This window comes from Rhodococcoides kyotonense, assembly GCF_900188125.1.
Classification (GTDB): Bacteria; Actinomycetota; Actinomycetes; order Mycobacteriales; family Mycobacteriaceae; genus Rhodococcoides; species Rhodococcoides kyotonense.
Map to the genome: position 1 here is coordinate 220,755 of NZ_FZOW01000010.1, position 21,144 is coordinate 241,898.

Consider the following 21,144-nt stretch of genomic DNA (forward strand, 5'->3'; position numbering starts at 1 on the left):
ACGGTAAATCGCCGCACACCCATCGGTCGACGCTAACACCGCCACCCGAGCTATGTCCGGGTATCAGCGGGGTCCGCGTCCAACCAATGACGAAGGGGCGCAGGTCGTCCGTACAGAAAGCCCTGAGCGAAACGGCAATTGAGTGCTTCGACCGCAGCGGCCTGCGCCTCGGTCTCGACTCCTTCGGCGACGATCGACACCGGGAGCGCGCGTGCCATCGACGCGATCGCGGTGACGAGCGAGCCGGCCGACTGGTTCGACCCGATCTCCGCGACGAACGACCTGTCGATCTTCAACAACGCAATCGGCAACTGGCGCAGTCGGCTCAGCGACGAGTAGCCGACTCCGAAGTCGTCCAACACGATCAAGACATCCATCGCGGCAAGCTGTTCGAGAATCGCTTGGGCGGCACCGACGTCGTCGATGAGTGCCGTTTCGGTGACTTCGAGCGCCAGATCGGACCCGTCGAGGCCGAGTTCCTCGAGCAGAGAAGCGACCAGTGTCGGAAGCGAATTGTCGCGTAGCTGAACGGGAGAGACGTTGACCGACATCGTGACGGTCTGCCCGTGCGCCCGCAGTGTCGCGAGGTCGGTCAACGCGGTACGCAGCACCCACGCACCGATGTCCGACATCAGGTTCGTCGACTCGGCGATAGGAACGAACTCGCCGGGTGAGCGCAGTTCGCCGTCGCGATTCCATCGCACCAACGCCTCGTAGACGACGGTGTTCCGAGACATCGTCGCGACGATCGGTTGGTAGTGGACCTCGAGTTCTCCGCGTTCGACGGCACCTCGCAGCGCGGTGGCGGTCTCGATGGCTGCGGTCGACGATGCACGCAGTGACTCGTCGAAGAACTCGAATCGCGAGGCGCCCAACGCTTTCGCCTTGTACATCGCGATGTCCGCCTCACGAATGATCTCGTCGAGGTCGCGGGAGCGATGGTCGGTGGTCGCGATGCCGATCGAGGCGGTCACGTACGTCGACGCGGCGCTGAGCACGAACGGCTCGGAGATGCGGTCGATGACATCGCGTGCGACAGCTTCGATGTCGGGTCTCGCGCCCTTGCCGATGACGATGAATTCGTCACCCGCGTACCGAACGACGGTGTCCGACGACCGAACCGTCGCGCGAAGTCGTTGTGCCGCAGCGGCAATCATCTCGTCGCCGACGCGGTGGCCGTACGAGTCGTTGACGATCTTGAAGTTGTCGAGATCGACGAACAGGATGAAGATCCGGCCACTTCCTCGGTCCGACGACAGTCGTGCGAATTGCTCGTCGAGCATCGTTCGGTTGGGCAGTCCGGTCAATGCGTCGTGCGCGGCGCGGTAACGGGCGTCGTCCTCGCTTCGTGCGACGAGGCTCATGGCACGCTCGCCGCGTAGGAACGTGCCGATCAGCATGGCAGCCAACAGCGTCGACCGTACGGTCAGGTCCGCCGTCGACGCGGCTGTGCCGAGAACGGGGATGGCAGCACAGACCGCGAGAAGAACGACGACGAACACCACCTGTCGGTGGCGGTGACGAGGGGCGCCGCGCAGCCGGTGCGACATCGTTGCCATCTGCGGGTTGAGAGCCGCCAGTGCCACCGACGCATAGGCAAGCAGGTAGATGCCGTCGAGCAGCCCGGGAGACACGGCGGCGTCGTGCGACAGCGAGTACGCGTAGGCAATGTCTCCCACCAGGATCGTGACGAGAGCGAACAGCAGCAGTCGCAGTGCGCTGTTGCGTCGATCCGACGACATGAGCAGGTAGGTGGCGAGCGTGATCATGCCCGCGTCGATCGCGGGGTAGACGCCGTGTCCGACGACGGCAATGGTGCTGATTCCGGTGTCGAGCAGCGGCGCGATCAGCAGAACCCACGACAGGAACAGCGTGCCGACGGCGATGAGCGACGCGTCGATCAGCGGGGTGATGTCGTCTCTGGATCGGCGTTCGAGAATCCAGCGGGCCAGCGCGGTACCGATGAGGACGTATCCGCCCAGGGTCAGGGCATGCGACAACGCGGTGATGCCCGTGGGATAGACCGTCGGGTCGCCGCGGAGACCGACGCCGATCAGGAAGAGGGCCGATGCCCCGAACAGACACCACCACGACGTCGAATCGGCCGGTCGGTACCGGCGGATCCCGACGCTGATGGAGACGACCGAGGTCAGCGCGAAGGTCCCGAGGACGATCGACCGTATGGACGAGTCACCGACGTAGAACACCACGCTTGCGGCGACGACGACGGACAGGATCCCGGCTACCTTCGGCATGCCGGTGAGGAGTTTGGCGAGCGGCAGAACCTTCGTGTCCATCGAAGGCCCCCTTCGTGTGCACGTCGGTTTCATTGTCGAGTGATGTCGCCCCTGCTGGGAGGTTACTGTAGAAGCGCTCTGCCGTGCGTGCGACGGTGTGCGGGTGTCCGATGGCGCGGGCGGTAAAATCGACGCCCATGAGCGATGTGTCGGAGGACGTACCGGGCCAGGTGCGAGCCATGGTGGGACAGAGCTACCGCATCGACGACGTCTACGAGGTCGGAAAAGCCAAGGTCGCCGAGTTCGCGCGCGCAGTGCAGAACTTCCACCCGGCCCACTTCGACGTCGACGCCGCGGCTGCGCTCGGCCACGACGATCTCGTGGCACCGCCGACGTTCATGGCGCTCGTCGGATTCGTTGCGCAGCGGAGACTGTTCGAGGAGACACTCAGCTGTTACGCGATGCCGCAGATCCTGCAGGTGGACCAGCGGTTCGCGTTCCATCGCCCGCTGCGGGCAGGCGATCGGCTGAGCTGCGAGGTGTCCATCGTGTCGGCTCGAAAGGTCGCGGGAACGGACCTGATCGTCGTCGAGAACGACATCTTCGATCAGCGTGACCAGCCGGTCATGACGGCCACCACCACGATCGCGGCCAGCACCGATATCCAAGCGCCCGACGACTTCCTCGACGTCGTAGAGAAGATCATGATGGCCGGAACGGTCGCGGTACCGGCGATCTGACGGTAGTTTCCCAGAGCGTGAACCGCGCGCCGCTGGAGTCCAGTCCCGCCGAGATGCGTGGGCGGTGGGCTCTGTGTTCCGCACTGACAGCGGCGCAGGGCTGGCCCGATCACTCTTTCGCCCGCGACAACACCTGGCATTACGACGACGGCGGCGGCAACTGGGCGGATCTGCGTATCCTCGGCCCGGACCGTGCGATCCTCGTCGGCCACGACCACGAGTACAGCGAGACCTACTACGCCGGCGCGGCCACGTACTTCGGCGAGTCCGAAACCGACCTGCTCGCGGGAGTCCCCGCATGGTGGCGGGACTCCATCGAGGACTACATCGCCGACATCGACCGAAGCGGAATGTGGATCGGATTCGTGTACGGCTTCGAGTCCGGTGTGTGGTCGCGCGCCGAGTACACGCTGCCCGACGGCTTCGAGTCACTGAAACTTCCCGCGGTCACGCACGACGCGACGGTCGGCCACCTGACCGAATTTCTCGACGGCATCGCGCGTGACCAGGGCGTGAACGCAGTTCCCGACGCGCGGGCTGTGGCCGCGGCGATCGCAGCAGGCCCGGCAGTTACCGCGGATCAACTGCGGGAGATGTTCGGGCCTCGACAGGTCGACGTCGACGCGGCAGTAGCGGCCGCACGCACATTCGGCTGAGTCGTCAACCAAGGGTTGACGAATCTCGGATCGTCAACTTATGGTTGACGCATGACCGAACCAACGAAACTCTCCGTTCCCGTCCGGCTCGACGACCTGATCGAGGCCATCAAGAAGGTGCACACGAATGCACTCGACCAGCTGTCCGATGCCGTCGTCGCCGGCGAAGCACTCGGCGACATCGCCGATCACCTGATCGGACACTTCGTCGATCAGGCCAGACGTTCCGGCGCGTCGTGGACCGACATCGGTCGCAGCATGGGCGTCTCGAAGCAGGCGGCGCAGAAGCGCTTCGTCCCGAAGGGTGCCGATACCGACCTCGACGCCAGTCAGGGATTCAACCGCTTCACCCCTCGCGCGAAGAACGTCGTAGTTGCGTCGCAGAACGAAGCGCATGCGGCCAGGAATGCCGAAATCGCCACTGCACACCTCGTTCTCGGACTCCTCGGCGAGAAGGAATCGATTGGCACCCGGATCCTGCTCTCGGGTGATCGCACCGAACAGGCGGTCCGCGACGCGGCGTCGGGCGTGCTTCCCGAATCGGGCGCGGAATCCGCGGCGTTGATTCCCTTCGATGCCGACGCGAAGAAGGCCCTCGAACTGACCTTCCGTGAGGCCTTGCGTATGGGTCACAACTACGTCGGCACCGAACACATCCTGCTCGCGTTGCTCGAACACGAAGACGGCAAAGGTGTTCTCACCGGTCTCGGCCTCGACAAGGCCTCGGTCGAGCAGCAGGTCGCGGAGTTCCTGTCGCAGTTCGACTGACGTCCCTCGTCAGCGCACGATCCCTGCGGTCACATTGTGGACGAGCGAATCGACGAAGTCGTCGTCGAGTGGCAGGGTCGGAAGAAGCAACCGCAGGTAGCAGGCTCCCCACAACTCGTCGACGACGACCTCGAGATCGACTTCGCGCGCGATCTGTCCCGCGCGTCGGGCCGCCATGAGGCGCTCGACGGCACGTCTGCGACGCGGCCCGGCGTACGAACGGACGAATTCGTCGGCGAGAGCCGGATCGCTCTGCGCCGCACCGATCAACTCCGCGACGACGCGTCCCGACTGGTCGGCGGTCAGAAGCGAAACGAACGACCGCAGTTGGCTTTTCAGGTCCTCGACGATGTCACCGGTGTCCTCGAACGTCAGCACGTCGTCGAACGCGGTGGTGTAAGCCTCGTACGCCAGCGCCCCCGGCGACGGCCACCATTTGTACAGTGTCATCTTGCTCGTACCGGCTTGTGCCGCAACCTTGTCGAACGTGATGGACGCGAAGCCGCTGTCGACGAGCCGATCCGCGGCGGCCTTCAGTACTGCCGCACGCACTTCGCCGGCCGGCCGTCGTCCGCGGCCAGGCCGGAGAGACGTCGGCCGGTCCTTCACACCTACCCCATTTCGGTGGTCCTTCCGTGGACGAGGCTACACGGAGGCCGGACGAGCGTCGCGAAGTCGCGACGCGTACCAGCATGCTGCGGCAGCGACGATGGCGCCGACGAGCATTGCCGAGACCATCGGGATTGCGGTCTCTTCGCCGCCGAGGCCGACCAGTGGGGAAACGATTGCGGCAAGGCCGAATTGAAGCGCGCCGAGTACTGCGGAACCGGTGCCTGCGAGGTGAGGGACCTGCGCGACGGCGAGGCTCGTTGCATTGGCGAACACGAATCCGAGGCTGGCGAGGGTCAGAAACAGCAGAATCAGCATCGGCCACAAGCTGATTCCGACGATCGTGAGGATCACGAGCGCGATCGTCGTGAGGACGACGGCGCAGATTCCTCCGGTCATCATGCGATGCAGAGAAATTCGATCTGCGAGCTTGGCCGTGACGGCACTGCCCATCATCAGACCGAGAGCGTTGACGGCGAACGCTGCCGAATACTGACCGGCACTGAGCCCCAGCATGTTCTGCAGTACGAACGGCGAGGCAGAGATGTACGCGAACATCACGCTGAACGCGAACGTGAAGGTCAGCGTGTACGCGACGTAGCGCGGGTTGCGCACGACGGAGCCGATGCCGGTGATCATCTCGGTGAGACCGCCGCCGCGTCGGGCATCGGGGTGGAGCGATTCCGGAACGAACGCGATCGCGCAGACGAGCATCAGAGCCGTCAGGCCGGTGATGATCCAGAAGACCCCACGCCAGCCGATCGAGTCGACGACGGCACCGCCGATGAGCGGGGCGATGACCGGGGCGACGCCGCCGATGATCATCATGAGCCCGAACAGCTTGGCGGAGCGGCTGCCTTCGGTGCGGTCGGCGATGATCGCGCGAGAGAGCACGACGCCAGCAGCGCCCGCGAATCCTTGGACGAACCGTGCGCCGATCAGGAACTCGATCGACGGTGCGAGCGCGGCAGCAGCGCCCGCGACCAGGCAGACTGCCGAACCGACGACGAGGGGAAGCCGTCGGCCCAGCTTGTCCGACAGTGGTCCGATGACCAGCTGTCCGAGTGCGAGTCCGATGAGGAATGTCGTGAGCGTGAGCTGGATACTGCTCGCCGACGTCGACAGTTCCTCTGCCATCGCGGGGAATCCGGGCAAATACATATCGGTCGCCAACGGCGGGATGGCCGTCAGAAGCGCGAGGACGCAGATGAGCACTCCGCTCGGCGGTGCCAGGGTCCTGCTGGTGGTATCGGAAGTTTCGGTGACCATCGGAAGTAGAAGTCCATTCGAAGAAGGGGAATGAAAACGAGAATAACATATAGAAATATATGTATTCTGGTCGTGTGACTTCCCCAACCGGACCCGAGCGTGGTCCAGCGGCCCTTGCATCGGTGCTGCACGATCTCAGTTGGACCATCCAGCGACTCGATCCCGTCGAAGATCTGGGGATCGAGCGCATCCCTGCACCGGAGCTCACGATCCTCAAGGAGGTGGACCGGAGCCCCGGCGTCGGCGTCGGCGCGCTCGCGGACGTGCTCGCGATGCAACCGTCGAATGTCAGTGCTGCAGTGCGTAATCTGGTCCAGCGAGGACTCCTGACGCGTACGCCGTCACTCGAGGATCGGCGGGTCGCGCAATTGAACGTCACCGACCAGATGGTGCGTAACCGCACTCGAATCGAGGCGGCCTGGTCGTCGCGCATCACCGATGCCCTGGCCGGACTTCCCGAAGATGCTGCAGCGCAGCTCGTTTCGGTCGCACCGGCACTGCGGTTGCTGATGAACGAACTGCGTGAGCATGGTTAGGCCGGGGCCTGGAGACGCGTGTCCTCCTCGATGAAGCTGGCAACGATGCCACCCGCGGCGCGCACACCGGCTGCGGCGGAACCGATGACGTTCTCCATCGGAGCGGCGACGTTGCCTGCGGCGAACACTCCGGGGACCGACGTGTTGCCCGCCTGGTCGGCGGCGGCGAACGTCGCACCCATCGGCTGATCGCCCATCATCATCTCGGTTACTTCCAGACCGAGGCTCACCAGGATGTCCGCGTTGGCGGTGAACGTCGGCTTGGTGACGACGGCTTGGACGGGAACAGTGGTGCCGTCCGTCAACGACACACCGGTCAGTGTGTCGTTCTCGATCGCGATCTTGGCGATCTCCCCCGTCACGACACGAACGCCTGCAGCGGCGAGCTTCGCCGATTCCTCTGTGGTGGGCGCGAATTCGCGGGTGAACAGCACGACGTCGTCGACCCACTGTCGCCACATGAGCGCCTGGTGCGCAGCGAACGGACTGCCGATGATGCCGACGGTCTTCTCGCGCACCTCCCAGCCGTGACAGAACGGGCAGTGCAGAACCTCGCGTCCCCAGCGCTCGGCCAGGCCGTCGATGTCCGGAAGCTCGTCGGTGAGACCGGTCGTGACGAGCAGTCGACGTGCGGTGACCGCCGTGCCGTCGGCGAGGTCGACGGTGAACGCGGCGTCGGACTTCGTGGCCGAGATCGCCGAACCGTCGCGGATCTCGGCGCCGTACGACTGCGCCTCCTCGCGTCCCCGGCGCAGCAGCTCGAGGGGCGGAATCCCTTCGAGGCCCAGGTAATTGTGGGCGTGCTCGGCGGGGGCGTTGCGTGGCCTGCCCGCGTCGACGACGAGGACGCGTCGCCGTGCGCGGCCGAGCGTCACGGCCGCCGCCAGGCCCGCGGCGCCGCCGCCGATGATGATCACGTCGTACTCGGGGTTCGTTGTCATGGGACCACTGTGGCTCAGTACGGCAGCTATGGCAACTCTGTTTGCCAATACGGCAAAGACTGGTTCTGCGGGCTTGACCTCAACATTGGTCGAGGTTGCAGGGTGGAGTCATGACAGCAACCTACGAAGATCTGCCGGCGCTCATGACCAGAATGACCGGCGACGAAAAGCACGACGCCAGCGCTACTTCCACGCTCGATGTCATCTGGGTCCTGTATCGAGACATCCTGCACGCAGACCCGAACGATCCCGATCGCGACCGATTCTTCCTGTCCAAGGGCCACGGGCCGATGGCCTACTACGCCGTCCTCGCGGCTCACGGGTTTCTGACGCCGACGCAACTGGACACGTTCGGCGACTTCGACTCCATCCTGGGCTATCACCCGGACCGCACGCTCGTGCCCGGCGTCGAGATCTCGTCGGGCTCCCTGGGCCACGGGCTCGGTCTGGCCGCGGGCACGGCCGTCGCTCTCGGGTTACGCGGTAGCGCGGCGAGGGTGTTCGTCCTTCTCGGCGACGCGGAACTCGACGAGGGCAGCAACATCGAAGCCATCCAGTTCGCCGGGCGGGCAGGGCTGAGCACGCTCACCGCGATCGTCGTCGACAACGACTCCTCCGGGCTGGGGTGGCCGGGTGGCATCGCGAGCAGGTTCACCGTCGAAGGATGGATCGCCGACGACGTGAACGGCCGCGATCACGACGCACTTCGGCGCGCGTTGGGTGCGGGTGATTCCAGCGCGCCGCACGTCGTCGTCGCACACGTCGAAAGGAAGACATCATGACGACATCCCTTGCCGCAGAGACCGATCAGCGCGAGCGGTTCTACCGCGTCGTTCCAGAACTACTTGCCGACGACACCCGCAGAGCTCTCGTTCTCGCCGAGATCGGGGTCGCGTATCTCGACCCGCACCTGACCGACGACGTTCGACCGAGAGTGATCAATGTCGGTATCCGCGAACAACTTCTGATCTCCGTAGCCGGCGGGATGGCGCTGGCCGGGATGCGACCGATCGTGCACACGTTCCCGCCGTTCCTGATCGAACGACCCTTCGAGCAAGTGAAGCTCGACCTCGGTCATCAAGGTGTGGGGGCCGTCCTCGTCAGCTCCGGTGGTTCGTACAGCATGGCGGCCGGAGGTCAGACGCATTTCGGACATCGCGATGTCGCACTACTGGACACGTTGGACGACTGGACGATCCACGTTCCGGGTCACGCCGACGAGGCCGAGCGCGCACTCCGTCGAGCAGTGGCGTCCGACGATCGCGTCTACATCCGGCTCGACGGCAGATCGAATCGACGACGCTACTCCGAGGCCGGCGGATTCACCGTGTTGAAGCGAGGTTCGGCCGGGACGGTGATCGCAGTGGGACCGACGGCCGACAACACGCTGAAGGCCGTCGAGCATCGGGATGTCACGGTTCTGTACGCGGACACGATCCGCCCGTTCGACGCCGAGACCGTTGTGTCCACGCTGACGCTGCCCGATCTGGCGATCGTGGAACCGTACCTGGCGGGGACGTCGATTCCGCATCTGTCGGACGCTGTGAAACACGTTCCACATCGACTGCTCGGGCTAGGAGTGGAACACAAAGAACTCCGAAAGTACGGGTCACCGAAAGACCATGAACGGGCGCACGGACTCGATGTCGAAGGTCTGAAGAACCGTCTCGACGACTTCTTCGGATGAGCGCCCCGTTTCGGGGCTGAAAAGGGGCATTGGACCATCGAATGTCCAGGTCAACCAACCTGAGTCGCCTTGAAACGCACGCTGTGGTGTTGTTCACTGGTCGGGTACGGAAGAGGTCGTACACACAGCGGTCGGGGGACGATGAACAGAGCAGTAGAGCACTCGTGGCACGACAACACGTGGCGCGACGGGGACACCGTTGTCGCAGTTCGTGATCTCGGCAAACGCACGTGGTGCAGTGGGGTGCCCGCAGGTTCGGTCGGCGTGGTGGTCGACATCGATTGGCTCGGTGACCTCCGCGTCGTGTTCACCATCGAGGACTGGCTCGGGGGTCGCACGATGGTCGAGAAGGTAGTTCCCGTGTGCGACGTTCGTCAGGTTCGTCCGTACGAACGTCGCCTGACGGGAACCTGATTCCTACTTCGTGTCGGTGGCCGGGCCTTCCGGCGATGCGCCGCCTTCACCGGCCCAATCTCCCGACTCGGTACCTTCGGCAGGATCCGACTGAACATCGGAGTCGGCTCCGTCCGGCTCCTTGTCGGTGTCCACAGTGTGCGGGTTGGCAGCGTCCTTGGCAGTCATGCTCGCCCGCATACCCTGAAGTGCCGACGGTCAACCCGCGATGATGTCGCGCAGTTCGGCGGTCTTCGTCGGTGTCCATCCTTCGGGTTGCAGGATGTCGGCCCAGAGGTCGACGGCATCCTCGCCGTAATTGTGGCCGTAGCCCTGCGGTACGTCGGTGGAGAACACCATGTCGAAGGTCGTCTGCCAGAAGGTGACGAACGGGAACCACCGAACACCTGGGTCGACGTCGTCGCCGCGCGGCTCTCGCAGCCAATCAGGTTGATGCAGAATCAGATTCGGCGACCACCAGGTGATCGGATCCGACGCGTGCTGCCAGTAGACGACACGCGGCTGGGCCCACGGTGTGCCGATCTCGAGGTCCGACGGCCTGCCTGCGAAGCGCACGTTCCTGCCGTCCGCGATCACCGGCAGGATTTCGCGTGAGCCGGGATCGCGGTCGGCGGTGATCTCTGCCCACTGCTTCGTGAAGTTCGGGTTGCCGACCCACAGCGCGCCGTCGGTCCGCGCGACCATGTCGCGCGCTCCGCCGAACGCGTCCTGGCCGCCGTAGGCGCCGAGGCTCTCACCGAACGCGACCAACTTGGGCCGCGCGTCTTCCGGGAGTTCCGCGATGGCGTCGTAGATTCGGTCGAACAGTACGCGCCCCGCTTCACGCGGTGAATTACGATCGGCGAGAAAGGCAATGGGGCTCGGCAGGAACGAGTACTGCATCGACGCGATCGCAGTGTCACCGCCGTAGATGTATTCCAGCGATCCGGCGACCGACTCGTTGACCCAGCCGCGGCCCGTCGTCGTCGCCACCGCGACGACAGCGCGGTCGAACGCACCGGTGCGCTCGAGTTCGGCTACCACTCGGTCCGCTGCCTCGTCGATCGAATCGACCTCTGCTGCACCGACGTACGCACGGATCGGTGTCGACGCCGGTGCGCCGGTGAAGTTCTCGATCTCCTCGGCGGTCGGACCGGACGAGACGAAACGGCGGCCCTCCATGCCCAACGAGTCCCAGTTCTCGTAGGACTCGGGTGATCCCGAATTCTCCGGCGCTGTCGGTTGTTCCACGCCCGGGTGGCTGCCCTCGTCGGAAATCTTGGACGAGCTTGCGATGGTCGCGATGAGGACGTTGTTGACTGCGCCGTTCACGAGGAAGAGCGTGAGTACCGCGACCACCGCGATCCCGATGCCCTTGGCGACGGGGATGGGTACGAACCGTGTGCAGAGGACGGCGAGTTTCCTTGCACACCAGCGCAATCCGCGTGCACTCATCAGAAGAAGAACTGCGACGGCCACCGCCACGAAGAGAACGCCGAGATAGAGAGCCCTACCCGGTTCGTCGATCTCGACTATCCCCCGAACGATCTCCTGCCACCAGGACCCGAGAACGAGAAACAGCGGGACGACGACAACCGTGACGGCGGCGAGAGCCCACCAGCCGTAGCGTTTCGTCCTGTCGGACCATGTCGGCTTCAGACCGCACGCACGCCCGATCCACAGCAGGAGGCATCCGAGCCCGTACCCGGTCGCGACACTGATTCCGGTCGCGACGCCCTGGAGATACCAGACGCGCGGCAGAAGGGACGGCGTCATCGAGAATGCGAAGAACACGACGGCGGGGAACAACGCGGCAGGTTCGAGGCGTGCGAAGAACCGCCGCAGGCTGTGCATCGTCACATAGTAGGGTCAGATCCCGTCGATCGGGGTTCCGATGTGGTCGAAATACCGTCGGGCCGAGCGGAACACCGCGGCATGCGCGTCGTGCGTGATGATCCGATCCCACCACGCGCCGTACAGCGATTCGAATGCGTACGGCCGGACGAGCTCGACGGCGCGTCGAATGGTGTCGGGATGCTCGGGAATCAAGTTGGGATAGCTGTACATGAAACCGACCCATCGACGATCTGCGACGACGGTGAATATGTCTCCGGCACAGAGTGCGCCTCGGCCGTCGACGCCGTCGGCCCAGTGCATGACAGTGCCGCCGGCGAAGTGGACGCCCGCATTGATCAGGGTGCGTCCGGGAAGGATCTCATTGGTGTCGCCCGACCAGAACACGACGTTGTCGGTCCGGGGAACCCACTGCGCGTCGCGTTCGTGCACGTAGATCGGGGCGTCGTCGAACGCGCGACTCCACTGGGTCATCGAGCTGTAGTAGTGCGGATGCGACAGAGCGATCGCCGAGATGCCGCCGAGTTCGGTCACGCGCTGGGCGGCCGCGTCGTCGATGTAGGAGATGCAGTCCCACAGGACGTTGCCGCCCTCGCCTGGTACCAGAAGAGCTCGCTGACCGATGGCGAATGTGGGAGACGTCGCGAGGCCCCACAGACCAGGGACTTCCTCGCGGATGTCGACGGAGTAGCCGTCGCGACGCATGTCGTTCAGTGACGTCCACTGTTGGCCGTCGTAGCCGACGTACTGCCGTTCGTCCTCGCAGATGGAGCAGTGAGTACGTGCGGCGTCCTGTGGATACTGGACGCCGCACGTCACACAGAGTGGGAAATCTTCCCCCACGAAGGTCAGAGACCGAAGGGAAGGACTCCCGGAGCCAGTTCGAAACCGCTGCTGCCTGCGGAGATGGAGCCGACGCTGCCGAGGATCAAGTTGATGAAGTTGGTGATCATGAAAGTCTCGAGTCCTTACGTATGCGTGTGTGAATGACCTGGTCGAGGGTACCGGCCCTGGCCTGCCAACGGCAGCATCCGGCCTGTGAAGTATCTGCGAATATGCCGAGCCTGGCAAAGAACGTGCAACGTGCGCGTGCGCTGGAACGTGCGCGGCGGTGATCGGGTCGCGTCGGTACCCTGGGACGATCATGCGTCGTGCAGCGGTGGGACTACTGGCAGCGGGTCTCGCGCTGGCCGGGTGCGGTACGAGCCCTGAAGAAGTCGTGGCCGATTCCCCGCCCGCGATCGACTACGTCGCACTCGGGGACTCCGCTGCGTCGGGTCCGCTGATCCCTCCGTCGACGGGTACACCGGGGTGTCTGCAGTCCGGCGCCAACTATCCGCACGTTCTGGCCGGTCTGATCGGTGCGCAGACATTCGTCGACGTCTCGTGCTCGGGCGCGAGATCGGAGAACATCACGACCACCCCGCAGCAGACAAACAGTGGACCGATCCCGATCCAGCTCGACGCGCTGTCGTCGGACACGGATCTTGTCACCATCACCATCGGCGGAAACGACGTCGACCTGGTGTCTGCGGCTCGGGGCTGCGTCAACTTCTCCCCCGAGCCGAACGGGTCGTCGTGTGCCGACGCACTCACGGCAGGCGGTGACGATCGAATCGCCGACGCCATCGCCGCTGCCGCACCGAGGTGGGGTGAGACGCTGGACGCGATTGCCGAGCGTGCACCGAATGCCGACATCGTCGTCGTCGGCTACGGCACGTACGTGCAGCCCGGTGGCTGCTATGGCGTCCAGCCGGTGTGGGCGCGGGATGCGGACTACCTCCAGGCGAGCGTCGACAAATTGAACGACGCACTCGCTGCGCAAGCGGAACAGCACGATGCAGCCTTCGTCGACGTCAGACCTGTGAGCGTCGGTCACGATGCATGCGCTGCGCCCGATCAGCGCTACCTCGAAGGCGTGGTCCCGGCGAACCCGGCCGCTCCGCTGCACCCCACTGCGGCCGGAATGGCCGCGTTCGCCCAGGTCGTCGAGGATTCGCTCTAGCGGTCCACGATCGTGAAACTGGCCCGATACAACGGGGACGATCACTGCCATCGTTGACGTCATGGTGACGACGACTGCGGTGATGGGCGTGTTCGCTGTCGCGCTGGCGATGGTGCTCACGCCGGGCCCGAACATGGTGTATCTGGTGTCGCGCAGCATCTCTCAGGGACGGACTGCAGGACTGGTGTCGCTCGGAGGCGTCGCCCTCGGGTTGGTGGTGTACGTCGTGGCCACCAACCTCGGGTTGGCAGCGGTGTTCGCCGCCGTTCCTGCGCTGTACTTCGCCATCAAGATCGCCGGAGCGTGTTATCTGCTGTGGCTGGCGGTCTCGGCACTTCGCGGATCGACGACGGTGTTCGAAGTGGCTGGGCTCCAGCAGGATTCGAACCGTCGACTCTTCACGATGGGGTTGGTGACGAATCTGCTGAACCCCAAGATGGCCGTCATGTACATCTCGATCATTCCTCAGTTCGTGAATCCAGCTGCCGGACAGGTCTTTCTGCAGGGCGTCGTGCTCGGCGGAGTACAGATTCTCGTCGCGGTGACGATCAACGCACTGATCGTGATGGGAGCAGGCACGATCGCGCAGTTCTTGGCCGTGCGACCGACGTGGGCGCGGGTCCAGCGGTACCTGATGGGAACCGTCCTCGGCCTACTTGCGGTTCGACTCGTCACCGATGGCAGCCGACCGTGAGCTGTGCGCCTGCGGCGCCCATGCGCGCAATGTTGGGCCGGAGACCAACTATGCACGCACAGGCCGCGCAGCGGCATACGCCCGCCACCCACCGAACGACGTGATGTCGGCACCCTGTTCCGCGGCGTCGTAGGAGCAGCAGAAGCCCGTCACCCAGCGGCCGTCGTCGAGTTCGACGGACGTCAGCCCCATCGGCGCAGGAAGCCCGGCGAGGAACGTGCCGAGGCCTGCCGCGGAGACCCGGTACAGCTCGCCGGAGATGGGTGCGCCGTGGCCGGAACCGTGGCGGACGAGGCCCGGCTTCGGCGGTGTGGTTCCGAGGTCGACCAGTCGGTAGGCATCGGATGTGTGGACCTCGCTCACGAAGCGTGCACCGCGCTCGATCAGCTGACGATGGAGTGGAAAACCGCGCAAATGCGCGCCGACGACCAGCACGTCGACACCCTCGTCCACCAGAACCGGCGCATCCGAACCCACGATCGATGCCGCGACATCGATCGCCACCTGATCTGCGAAACCGGGGACGACGACCATGACCCCGAACGGACTTCCCGACGCCGTATCGGCACCCGGCACCGCGACGGCAGCCATGTCGAGCAGATTGCAGAAGTTGGTGAACGTGCCGAGTCGTCGGTTGATTCCGAGCGGATCCGCCTGTACCGCAGCGATTGTCGGATGCTCCGTAGTGGTCGGCAGCAACAGTCCGTCGAACCCGTCGAGTAGCTGCTCTGCGGCGCGCTTCGCGGATGTCAGCACAGCCAGGTCGTCGACGTACCGGTGCGCCGACGGCTGCTCGGCATTCCGAACGATGTGTGCCACTGTGGGATCCGCGCCTTCTGGAGCTGTGCCCAGGAACGCTCCTACCGCCGAATAGCGTTGCGCGACAATAGCGCCGTCGTACAACAGCGCGGCGGCGTCGAGCAACGGAGAGATGTCGACCTCCTCGACACCTATCCCGTCGAGCGATGCAAGCGTCCGGTCGAAGGCGTCCCGGTACTCGGGGCTCAGCGCTACCAGGTCCTCGGCACGGGGAACGGCAATGCGAGGTGTCGGCGAAGCGGACAACCGTACATCGGCGGGCCAGCAGCGACTGCGTGGATCCACTGCGTCGTAACCACTCATGACATGCGTTGCGCGCGTCGCGGTATCGAGATCGTTGGCGAGTACCGTGACGCAGTCGTAGTCGACGCATGCCGGTACGACACCCGTCGACGGAACGATGCCGAGCGTCGTCTTGATGCCGACGAGTCCATGGAACGCAGCCGGAACTCGACCGGAACCCGCTGTGTCGGTACCGATCCCGATGTCCGCGATACCCAACGCCACAGCCACGGCAGAGCCCGACGACGAACCGCCGGACACACGCTCGGGGTCCCACGCACACCGCACCGCGCCGTACGGGCTCCGCGTGCCGACGAGCCCAGTGGCGAACTGGTCGAGATTCGTCTTGCCGAGGATCAGAGCGCCCTGCTCGACAAGCCGCGCAACCGCAGTCGCTGTCGCCTCGGGGACGTACGCGAATTCGGGACACGCAGCCGTTGTGGGCAATCCGGCGACGTCGACGTTGTCCTTGACCGCGACGAGCAGACCAGCAAGGGGCAACGACGGATCGACGTCGGCCGCGTCGGCGAGCACGTCGTCCTCGGAGCGGAGAGTGATCCACACTTCGGGTCGATCTACTTCTGCAATCCGCTTGTAGGCCAGACGTACTCGCTCGGTGATGTCATGCATCGGTGCCACCCTTCTTCGTGAATTCGCCTGCAGCGGACCATGCGGTGCGTTCGGCGTCGAACGCCACCGCTTGCGTCGCGCGGAAGCTGTCGATCGATTCCGCGTTGGCGGCGAGGAACTGTTCGTGCTCGGCGAGGGAGAACTCGCCGTCGACGATCTGTACGCCACCGTCACCGCGTCCTGCTGCGGTGTCCGCGCGCAGGTCCATCAGCTCCTCGGGTTCGACGGGGTACCACGAGATGCGGTCGAAGAACCTGAGCAGCCAGGGGCTCTCGTTCTCGAAAGGCGCACTGGTGCTGGGGTATCGGTGGTTCCACACCTGCGTCGTACGTCCGACGAACTGGTATCCGCCCGGGCCCTCCATGCCGTAGATGCACAGGTATGCCCCACCGATGCCGACGGCGTTCTCGGGTGTCCACGTGCGCGCGGGGTTGTACTTGGTCGTCACGAGGCGGTGTCGCGGATCCAGCGGAGTTGCCACGGGCGCACCGAGGTAGACGTCTCCGAGTCCGAGAACCATGTACTCCGCGGCGAAGACGGTGTCGAAAACATCTGCGACGGAGTCCAACCCGTTCATGCGCCGAATGAACTCGATGTTCCACGGGCACCACGGCGCGTCGGCGCGTACGCCGTGCATGTAGCGCTCGATCGCCTCGCGGGTCGACGGATCGTCCCACGACAGCGGCATGCGGACCTGACGCGACGGCACGACGAGCTCCGACGCCGCAGGAAGGTCGTCCTCGATGTCCGAGAGCATGCCCATCAGCGTGGAGATCGGGAGAACGTCTGGGTCGACCTTGACCTGGAGCGACCGGATACCGGGCGTGAGGTCGATCAGACCCTTCGGAGCCAGCGCCTCGACGCGTTGGTGAAGCGCATGCGCACGGGCCCGTAACGTCAAGTCCAGCTTCATGTCTCCGTACTCGACGAGCACGTTGTCGTCACCGGAACGCCGGTAGGTCACGGAGGTCTCGGCATGCCGGCGAGCGAGCACGCCGTCGTCTGCGTCACCGCCACTCGAGAAGACGACGGACATGCCGGCTCGTCGTTCGACTCCCAACGACCCCAGCTTCGCGGCGTGTGCGGCTTTCACCGGCACGAACCGCACGGTGTCACCGGCCTTCAGCTGTCCGAGTTTCCAACGCTCGGCAGCCACCGTCGTGACTGGACAGACGAATCCGCCGAGGCTCGGACCGTCGGGGCCGAGCAGAATCGGTGTGTCACCGGTGAAGTCGAGCGCTCCCACGCTGTACGCGTTGTCGTGAATGTTCGACGGGTGCAGCCCAGCCTCGCCGCCGTCCTGCCGCGCCCATTCCGGCTTCGGCCCGATGAGCCGCACGCCGGTCCGGTCGGAGTTGAAGTGAACCTCGTACGACGTCGCATACAGCGTGTCGATGTCGGCTCGTGTGAAGAACTCGGGTGCACCGTGCGGCCCCTCGGTGACGGCGATGTCCCACGTCGAGGTCAGTACGGGGCGGTGTTCCATCGGGATCGATCGGATGCGGTCGCCATCGTCGGTGAACCCGGTGATCTCCAGTACGTCGCCTTCGCCGAGCGTGCCGCCGCGATGGCCGCCGAACTTGCCGAGCGTGAACGTCGATGCGCTACCGAGATAGGGCTCGACGTCGAGCGATCCCTGGATCAGGACGTAGACGCGGAGTCCCGCGCCGTCGGTCATGCCGACGTCGAGGGTGGCTCCTGCCGGAACGAGCACAGGTCGCCACTGCGCAACGGCGATGCCGTCGACCCGAACCGGGACATCCGCACCGGTGACACAGACGAAAGTGTCCGAGTCGAACGTCAAAGCTGGTCCCGCCATGGCCGATTCGATTCCTGGAGCGCCCTCGGGATTGCCGAGCGCGACGTTTCCGAGACGGAACGACAGGTCGTCCATCGGCCCCGACGGCGGCACCCCGACCTGCCAGTATCCGACGCGTCCCGGCCAGTCCTGCACCGTCGTCAGCATTCCGGGACGCACGACGGTCATCTTGCTGCCGGCTCCGCGACTGCCCGCCCCACTCACCCCGGTCACGGCCGCGTCACGATCATGCGTACCGCCGTGGGGTCGAATCCGTTGCACGGGTTGTTGATCTGCGGGCAGTTGGAGACGAGCACGAGTGTGTCGATCTCGGCGCGCAGCGACAGCGACTTGCCGGGTGCGGACAGCCCGTCCACGATGCCGAGTGTGCCGTCGGCGTCGACCGGCACGTTCATGAAGAAGTTGATGTTGGACACCAGGTCTCGCTTGCCGAGGCCCCACTTGGCGCCCTCGATCAGGAAGTTCTCGACGCAGGCGTGCTGATGCTTGGTGTGATGTCCGTAGCGAAGTGTGTTCGATTCCTGCGAGCACGCGCCGCCGACGGTGTCGTGGTTGCCGACCTCGTCGTCCACGATGGTCATCAGCGCAGTCGAATCATCGCTGCGCAGAACGGTTCCGGTGGTGAGAAACAGATTCTTCTGTGCGACGACGGTTGCAGCAGCGGAATACCGGATGCTGTGATCGCGTGCCGCGTACATCAGCGTGTCGACGGCCTGGTTGCCGTGCAGATCGACGATGGTCAGGACGTCGCCGGCCGCGACGACCGTCGACCAGGGTGCTCGGGCGTCGGCGATCTCGTCGAGTACCACCGTGTCGAGTGTCGTTGTCATTTCGTGCCTTTCGCTGCGTTCCACGCCGACTCGGTGTTCCACACGGCGCGCTGGTATTCGGGATCGGTATTGGACAAGCTGGCCAACTCGGACGAGGCATCCCATGCCAGGACTTCGAGCGGGGTCGTATCGAACGTCGGCGACGGATCGAGCGGATGCGCCGTGTTGGCGAGGAGTACGACGACGGGAAGATGAATCAGCAGATCGATCTCGGCACCTGGTCCTGCAGTCCCGGTCGAGGTCAGTGCCCCGTCGGGTTCGACGCGCACGCCGTGGAAGAAGGAGATCGACGGCGGTAGATCTCGCGGCTCCAGGCCGTGCTTCGCTGCAGCGACGGTGAACAGTTCACGTCCCGCTGGCGCGTCCGAATGCAGCGAGCCCACCGCGTATTTGGCGATATTTGCTGGGACGGACGTCGTCCCGCAGAACGCGTCGTGATGGCCCGAGCTGTCGGCGACGACGGTGGCGAGGACGCGACCCTGATCGGACAGTAGCGGATGCCCCTCGCCGAGATACGCCTGCCATGGAACCTTGACCGTGTCAGCGGCATTGAGCCGTTCCCACGGCGCATCGGCGCGATACAGCAGGAGGTGAGCGCATGCGCTGCCGTCGACGTCGCGTAGGCGCAGTCGGGTGCCTCGCGCGAGCACCTTCGTGGTGTAGCGGCCGCCGGGAACGGTGTCGGACCAGGTGAGTTCGCTGATACCGTCCGGAGCGGTCGGCCCGTCGATCGATGCTGCCTGGGCTCGTGCGTGCTGTCGTGCAGCATGTGTCGTGGCGGTGTTCATGTGATCTCAGGCTCCGATCGTGACGGGCTTCGGGTGGGCTTTGCCGCGTGGCAGGCAAGCGATGCCCACGACGACGACGGCAAGGACGGTAAGCGGTGCGGCCCACTGCAGCAGCGGGAATTCACCGGTGGGGTTGAAGATTTCGGCGCGTGGCCAGGACAGGTTGACGACCATGAGGCTGCCGTACAGCACGGCGAGAATGTTGACGGGGATGCCGAGCACGCCCAGCGAGAAGAGCTTCTTGCCTTCCGAATCGACCTCGGCGCGTGCGTGCGGCCACCCTTTCAGGCGCTGCACCAGTAGGGGCACCGTCACCATCATGTAGGCCAGGTAGATCAGCACGATGCAGACACTCGTCAGCGTCGTGAAGATCGCCGCATTGCCGACATTCACGGCAAGAACTGCGACACAGGCGAATCCGATGAGAACGGACGGCGCGATGGGAGTTCCGGTCCGAGCGTTGACCGTCGACAGCAGCTTCGACGCCGGCAGTCGGCCGTCGCGTGCCATCGAGAACATCAGGCGCGATGCGGCGGTCTGGATGGCGAGCGTGCAGATGAAGACGGCGATGGCGACGTCGATCAGGAGGACCGTTCCCCACGGCGAACTGAGAATCGAATCGAGAACGTACGGAAGCCCTTCCGCTGCGAGTCGGCCATCGGTGAGGCTCGGTGCTGCCATGAGTGCGCCGACGATCATGAGTCCGCCGCCGAGTGCGGAAGCCGACAGTGCCAGACGAATCGTGCGAGGCGCAACGCGTCGGGGATTGTGTGTTTCCTCGGCGAGCTCACCTGCCGACCCGAATCCGACCATGACGTAGGCGGCCATCAAGCCGGAAACGATCCACGCCCAGATGTAGCCGGTCTCGGTGCCTGCGGATCCCGTGTCGAGAACGACCTGCGGTCCACGCTCGGCGTGTGTGAAGAAGACGAGGACAACCGCTGCGACACCGATTATTTCGCACGTGACACCGATGCTGTTGATGCGCGACATCCAGTTGACGCCGATGCAGTTGATCGTCGTCGTCAGCACCAGAAGGACCGATCCGAGGATGACGGCGTTCGCGGCACCGCTCGGGGACGTCAGGGCAGTGTCGTCGCCGACGAACTGGAACCCGCTCCAGACACTCGGGAGGACCACTTGCAATGCGATTGCTGCTGCGGCGGCGGTGACGATCTGGGCGATGATCATGAACCATCCGGCGAACCATCCGACGATCTCACCGCCCATGCGCCTCGACCATTGATAGATCGCACCTGAAATCGGGTATCGCGCAGCGAGTTCGGCGAAGTTGAGAGCCACCATGAACTGACCGAGGAACACCAGCGGCCACGTGAAGAAGAAAGCGGGTCCACCGAAGCTGAAGCCGAGCCCGAAGAGTTGGAAGATCGTCGTCAGGATCGATACGAACGAGAAACCGGCCGCGAACGACGCGAATTTGCCGAGCGAGCGGTGAAGCTGTGGTTCGTAACCGAACTCGACGAGGTCGGAATGGTCACTGGTGGTCGCGGTCGGTGACGACGGGCCCTCTGGTGCGGGCAGAGTAGTCGAGCTCATGAACGTCTCCTGGAAGGAAGTGAGTGTGAC

At 64.7% G+C, this 21,144-nt stretch carries 21 protein-coding genes; 9 read left to right on the forward strand and 12 right to left on the reverse strand.

All coding sequences use genetic code 11. The features are described 5' to 3' along the window. Window positions 1–50: 50 nt before the first annotated feature. Window positions 51–2,297 (reverse strand): putative bifunctional diguanylate cyclase/phosphodiesterase, encoded by a 2,247-nt coding sequence (locus CHB96_RS17940; RefSeq protein ID WP_089248672.1) that lies wholly within the window; start codon window positions 2,295–2,297, stop codon window positions 51–53. Between the two features lie 137 nt (window positions 2,298–2,434). Here CHB96_RS17940 and hadA point away from each other — a divergent pair, with 137 nt between their 5' ends. From hadA to CHB96_RS17955, 3 genes are read left to right on the forward strand one after another with little or no spacing between them, the layout of a single operon-like run. Further along, window positions 2,435–2,977, forward strand: a complete 543-nt coding sequence (gene hadA / locus CHB96_RS17945; RefSeq protein WP_245865833.1) for a (3R)-hydroxyacyl-ACP dehydratase subunit HadA — start codon at window positions 2,435–2,437, stop codon at window positions 2,975–2,977. Between the two features lie 17 nt (window positions 2,978–2,994). Beyond that, window positions 2,995–3,633, forward strand: coding sequence for a hypothetical protein (locus CHB96_RS17950; RefSeq protein ID WP_245865835.1), 639 nt, complete (start codon window positions 2,995–2,997; stop codon window positions 3,631–3,633). Window positions 3,634–3,684: 51 nt separating this feature from the next. Beyond that, window positions 3,685–4,401, forward strand: a complete 717-nt coding sequence (locus tag CHB96_RS17955) for a Clp protease N-terminal domain-containing protein (protein WP_089248676.1) — start codon at window positions 3,685–3,687, stop codon at window positions 4,399–4,401. 9 nt (window positions 4,402–4,410) lie between these two features. Here the strand turns inward: CHB96_RS17955 and CHB96_RS17960 are convergent, their stop codons facing one another. Then, window positions 4,411–5,010 (reverse strand): TetR-like C-terminal domain-containing protein, encoded by a 600-nt coding sequence (locus CHB96_RS17960; RefSeq protein WP_089248678.1) that lies wholly within the window; start codon window positions 5,008–5,010, stop codon window positions 4,411–4,413. A gap of 36 nt (window positions 5,011–5,046) precedes the next feature. Beyond that, window positions 5,047–6,279 carry a multidrug effflux MFS transporter gene (locus tag CHB96_RS17965; RefSeq protein WP_089248680.1) on the reverse strand — a complete coding sequence of 411 codons (1,233 nt, stop codon included), beginning with the start codon at window positions 6,277–6,279 and terminating at the stop codon, window positions 5,047–5,049. Between the two features lie 74 nt (window positions 6,280–6,353). Between CHB96_RS17965 and CHB96_RS17970 the strand changes: the two genes are divergently transcribed. Beyond that, complete coding sequence (locus tag CHB96_RS17970) at window positions 6,354–6,815, forward strand: MarR family winged helix-turn-helix transcriptional regulator (protein ID WP_245865837.1); 462 nt, start codon at window positions 6,354–6,356, stop codon at window positions 6,813–6,815. Here CHB96_RS17970 and CHB96_RS17975 read toward each other — a convergent pair. Beyond that, the gene (locus CHB96_RS17975; RefSeq protein WP_089248684.1) at window positions 6,812–7,756 is read right to left on the reverse strand and encodes an NAD(P)/FAD-dependent oxidoreductase; all 945 of its coding nucleotides are present in this window, start codon (window positions 7,754–7,756) and stop codon (window positions 6,812–6,814) included. The two genes, CHB96_RS17970 and CHB96_RS17975, sit on opposite strands and share 4 nt — an antisense overlap. 110 nt (window positions 7,757–7,866) lie before the next feature. Here CHB96_RS17975 and CHB96_RS17980 point away from each other — a divergent pair, with 110 nt between their 5' ends. From CHB96_RS17980 to CHB96_RS17990, 3 genes are all read left to right on the forward strand, one after another. Next, a complete protein-coding gene (locus CHB96_RS17980; RefSeq protein WP_089248686.1) occupies window positions 7,867–8,538 on the forward strand; it encodes a thiamine pyrophosphate-binding protein in 672 nt (223 codons plus the stop codon). Beyond that, entirely contained in the window at window positions 8,535–9,443 is a 909-nt protein-coding gene (locus tag CHB96_RS17985; RefSeq protein ID WP_089248687.1) for a transketolase family protein, read from the forward strand. The genes CHB96_RS17980 and CHB96_RS17985 overlap by 4 nt, the downstream gene beginning before the upstream one ends. Before the next feature lie 141 nt (window positions 9,444–9,584). After that, window positions 9,585–9,857: a hypothetical protein gene (locus tag CHB96_RS17990; protein ID WP_089248688.1), complete on the forward strand. Its 273-nt coding sequence runs from the start codon at window positions 9,585–9,587 to the stop codon at window positions 9,855–9,857. 3 nt (window positions 9,858–9,860) lie between these two features. Here the strand turns inward: CHB96_RS17990 and CHB96_RS29735 are convergent, their stop codons facing one another. From CHB96_RS29735 to CHB96_RS18000, 3 genes are read right to left on the reverse strand one after another with little or no spacing between them, the layout of a single operon-like run. Next, window positions 9,861–10,025 carry a hypothetical protein gene (locus CHB96_RS29735; protein WP_176444353.1) on the reverse strand — a complete coding sequence of 55 codons (165 nt, stop codon included), beginning with the start codon at window positions 10,023–10,025 and terminating at the stop codon, window positions 9,861–9,863. 30 nt (window positions 10,026–10,055) lie between these two features. Next, window positions 10,056–11,690: an alpha/beta hydrolase gene (locus CHB96_RS17995; RefSeq protein ID WP_176444354.1), complete on the reverse strand. Its 1,635-nt coding sequence runs from the start codon at window positions 11,688–11,690 to the stop codon at window positions 10,056–10,058. A 15-nt stretch (window positions 11,691–11,705) separates the two neighbouring features. Next, a complete protein-coding gene (locus CHB96_RS18000; protein WP_245865838.1) occupies window positions 11,706–12,509 on the reverse strand; it encodes an MBL fold metallo-hydrolase in 804 nt (267 codons plus the stop codon). A gap of 325 nt (window positions 12,510–12,834) precedes the next feature. Here CHB96_RS18000 and CHB96_RS18005 point away from each other — a divergent pair, with 325 nt between their 5' ends. Together CHB96_RS18005 and CHB96_RS18010 are read left to right on the forward strand one after the other, a co-directional pair. Continuing rightward, entirely contained in the window at window positions 12,835–13,695 is an 861-nt protein-coding gene (locus tag CHB96_RS18005; protein WP_089248689.1) for an SGNH/GDSL hydrolase family protein, read from the forward strand. Between the two features lie 61 nt (window positions 13,696–13,756). Then, a complete protein-coding gene (locus CHB96_RS18010; protein ID WP_089248690.1) occupies window positions 13,757–14,389 on the forward strand; it encodes a LysE family translocator in 633 nt (210 codons plus the stop codon). A 48-nt stretch (window positions 14,390–14,437) separates the two neighbouring features. Here the strand turns inward: CHB96_RS18010 and atzF are convergent, their stop codons facing one another. From atzF to CHB96_RS18035, 5 genes are read right to left on the reverse strand one after another with little or no spacing between them, the layout of a single operon-like run. Then, on the reverse strand, window positions 14,438–16,120 hold the full coding sequence (gene atzF, locus CHB96_RS18015) for an allophanate hydrolase (RefSeq protein WP_089248791.1): 1,683 nt from the start codon (window positions 16,118–16,120) through the stop codon (window positions 14,438–14,440). Continuing rightward, a complete protein-coding gene (locus CHB96_RS18020; protein ID WP_089248793.1) occupies window positions 16,113–18,107 on the reverse strand; it encodes a 5-oxoprolinase/urea amidolyase family protein in 1,995 nt (664 codons plus the stop codon). The genes atzF and CHB96_RS18020 overlap by 8 nt, the downstream gene beginning before the upstream one ends. Window positions 18,108–18,148: 41 nt before the next feature. Then, window positions 18,149–18,769 carry an urea amidolyase associated protein UAAP2 gene (locus CHB96_RS18025; RefSeq protein WP_089248692.1) on the reverse strand — a complete coding sequence of 207 codons (621 nt, stop codon included), beginning with the start codon at window positions 18,767–18,769 and terminating at the stop codon, window positions 18,149–18,151. Then, a complete protein-coding gene (locus tag CHB96_RS18030) occupies window positions 18,766–19,557 on the reverse strand; it encodes an urea amidolyase associated protein UAAP1 (protein ID WP_089248693.1) in 792 nt (263 codons plus the stop codon). Before CHB96_RS18030 ends, CHB96_RS18025 begins: the two co-directional genes overlap by 4 nt. Window positions 19,558–19,563: 6 nt before the next feature. After that, window positions 19,564–21,114, reverse strand: a complete 1,551-nt coding sequence (locus CHB96_RS18035) for an amino acid permease (RefSeq protein ID WP_089248695.1) — start codon at window positions 21,112–21,114, stop codon at window positions 19,564–19,566. Window positions 21,115–21,144 lie beyond the last annotated feature (30 nt).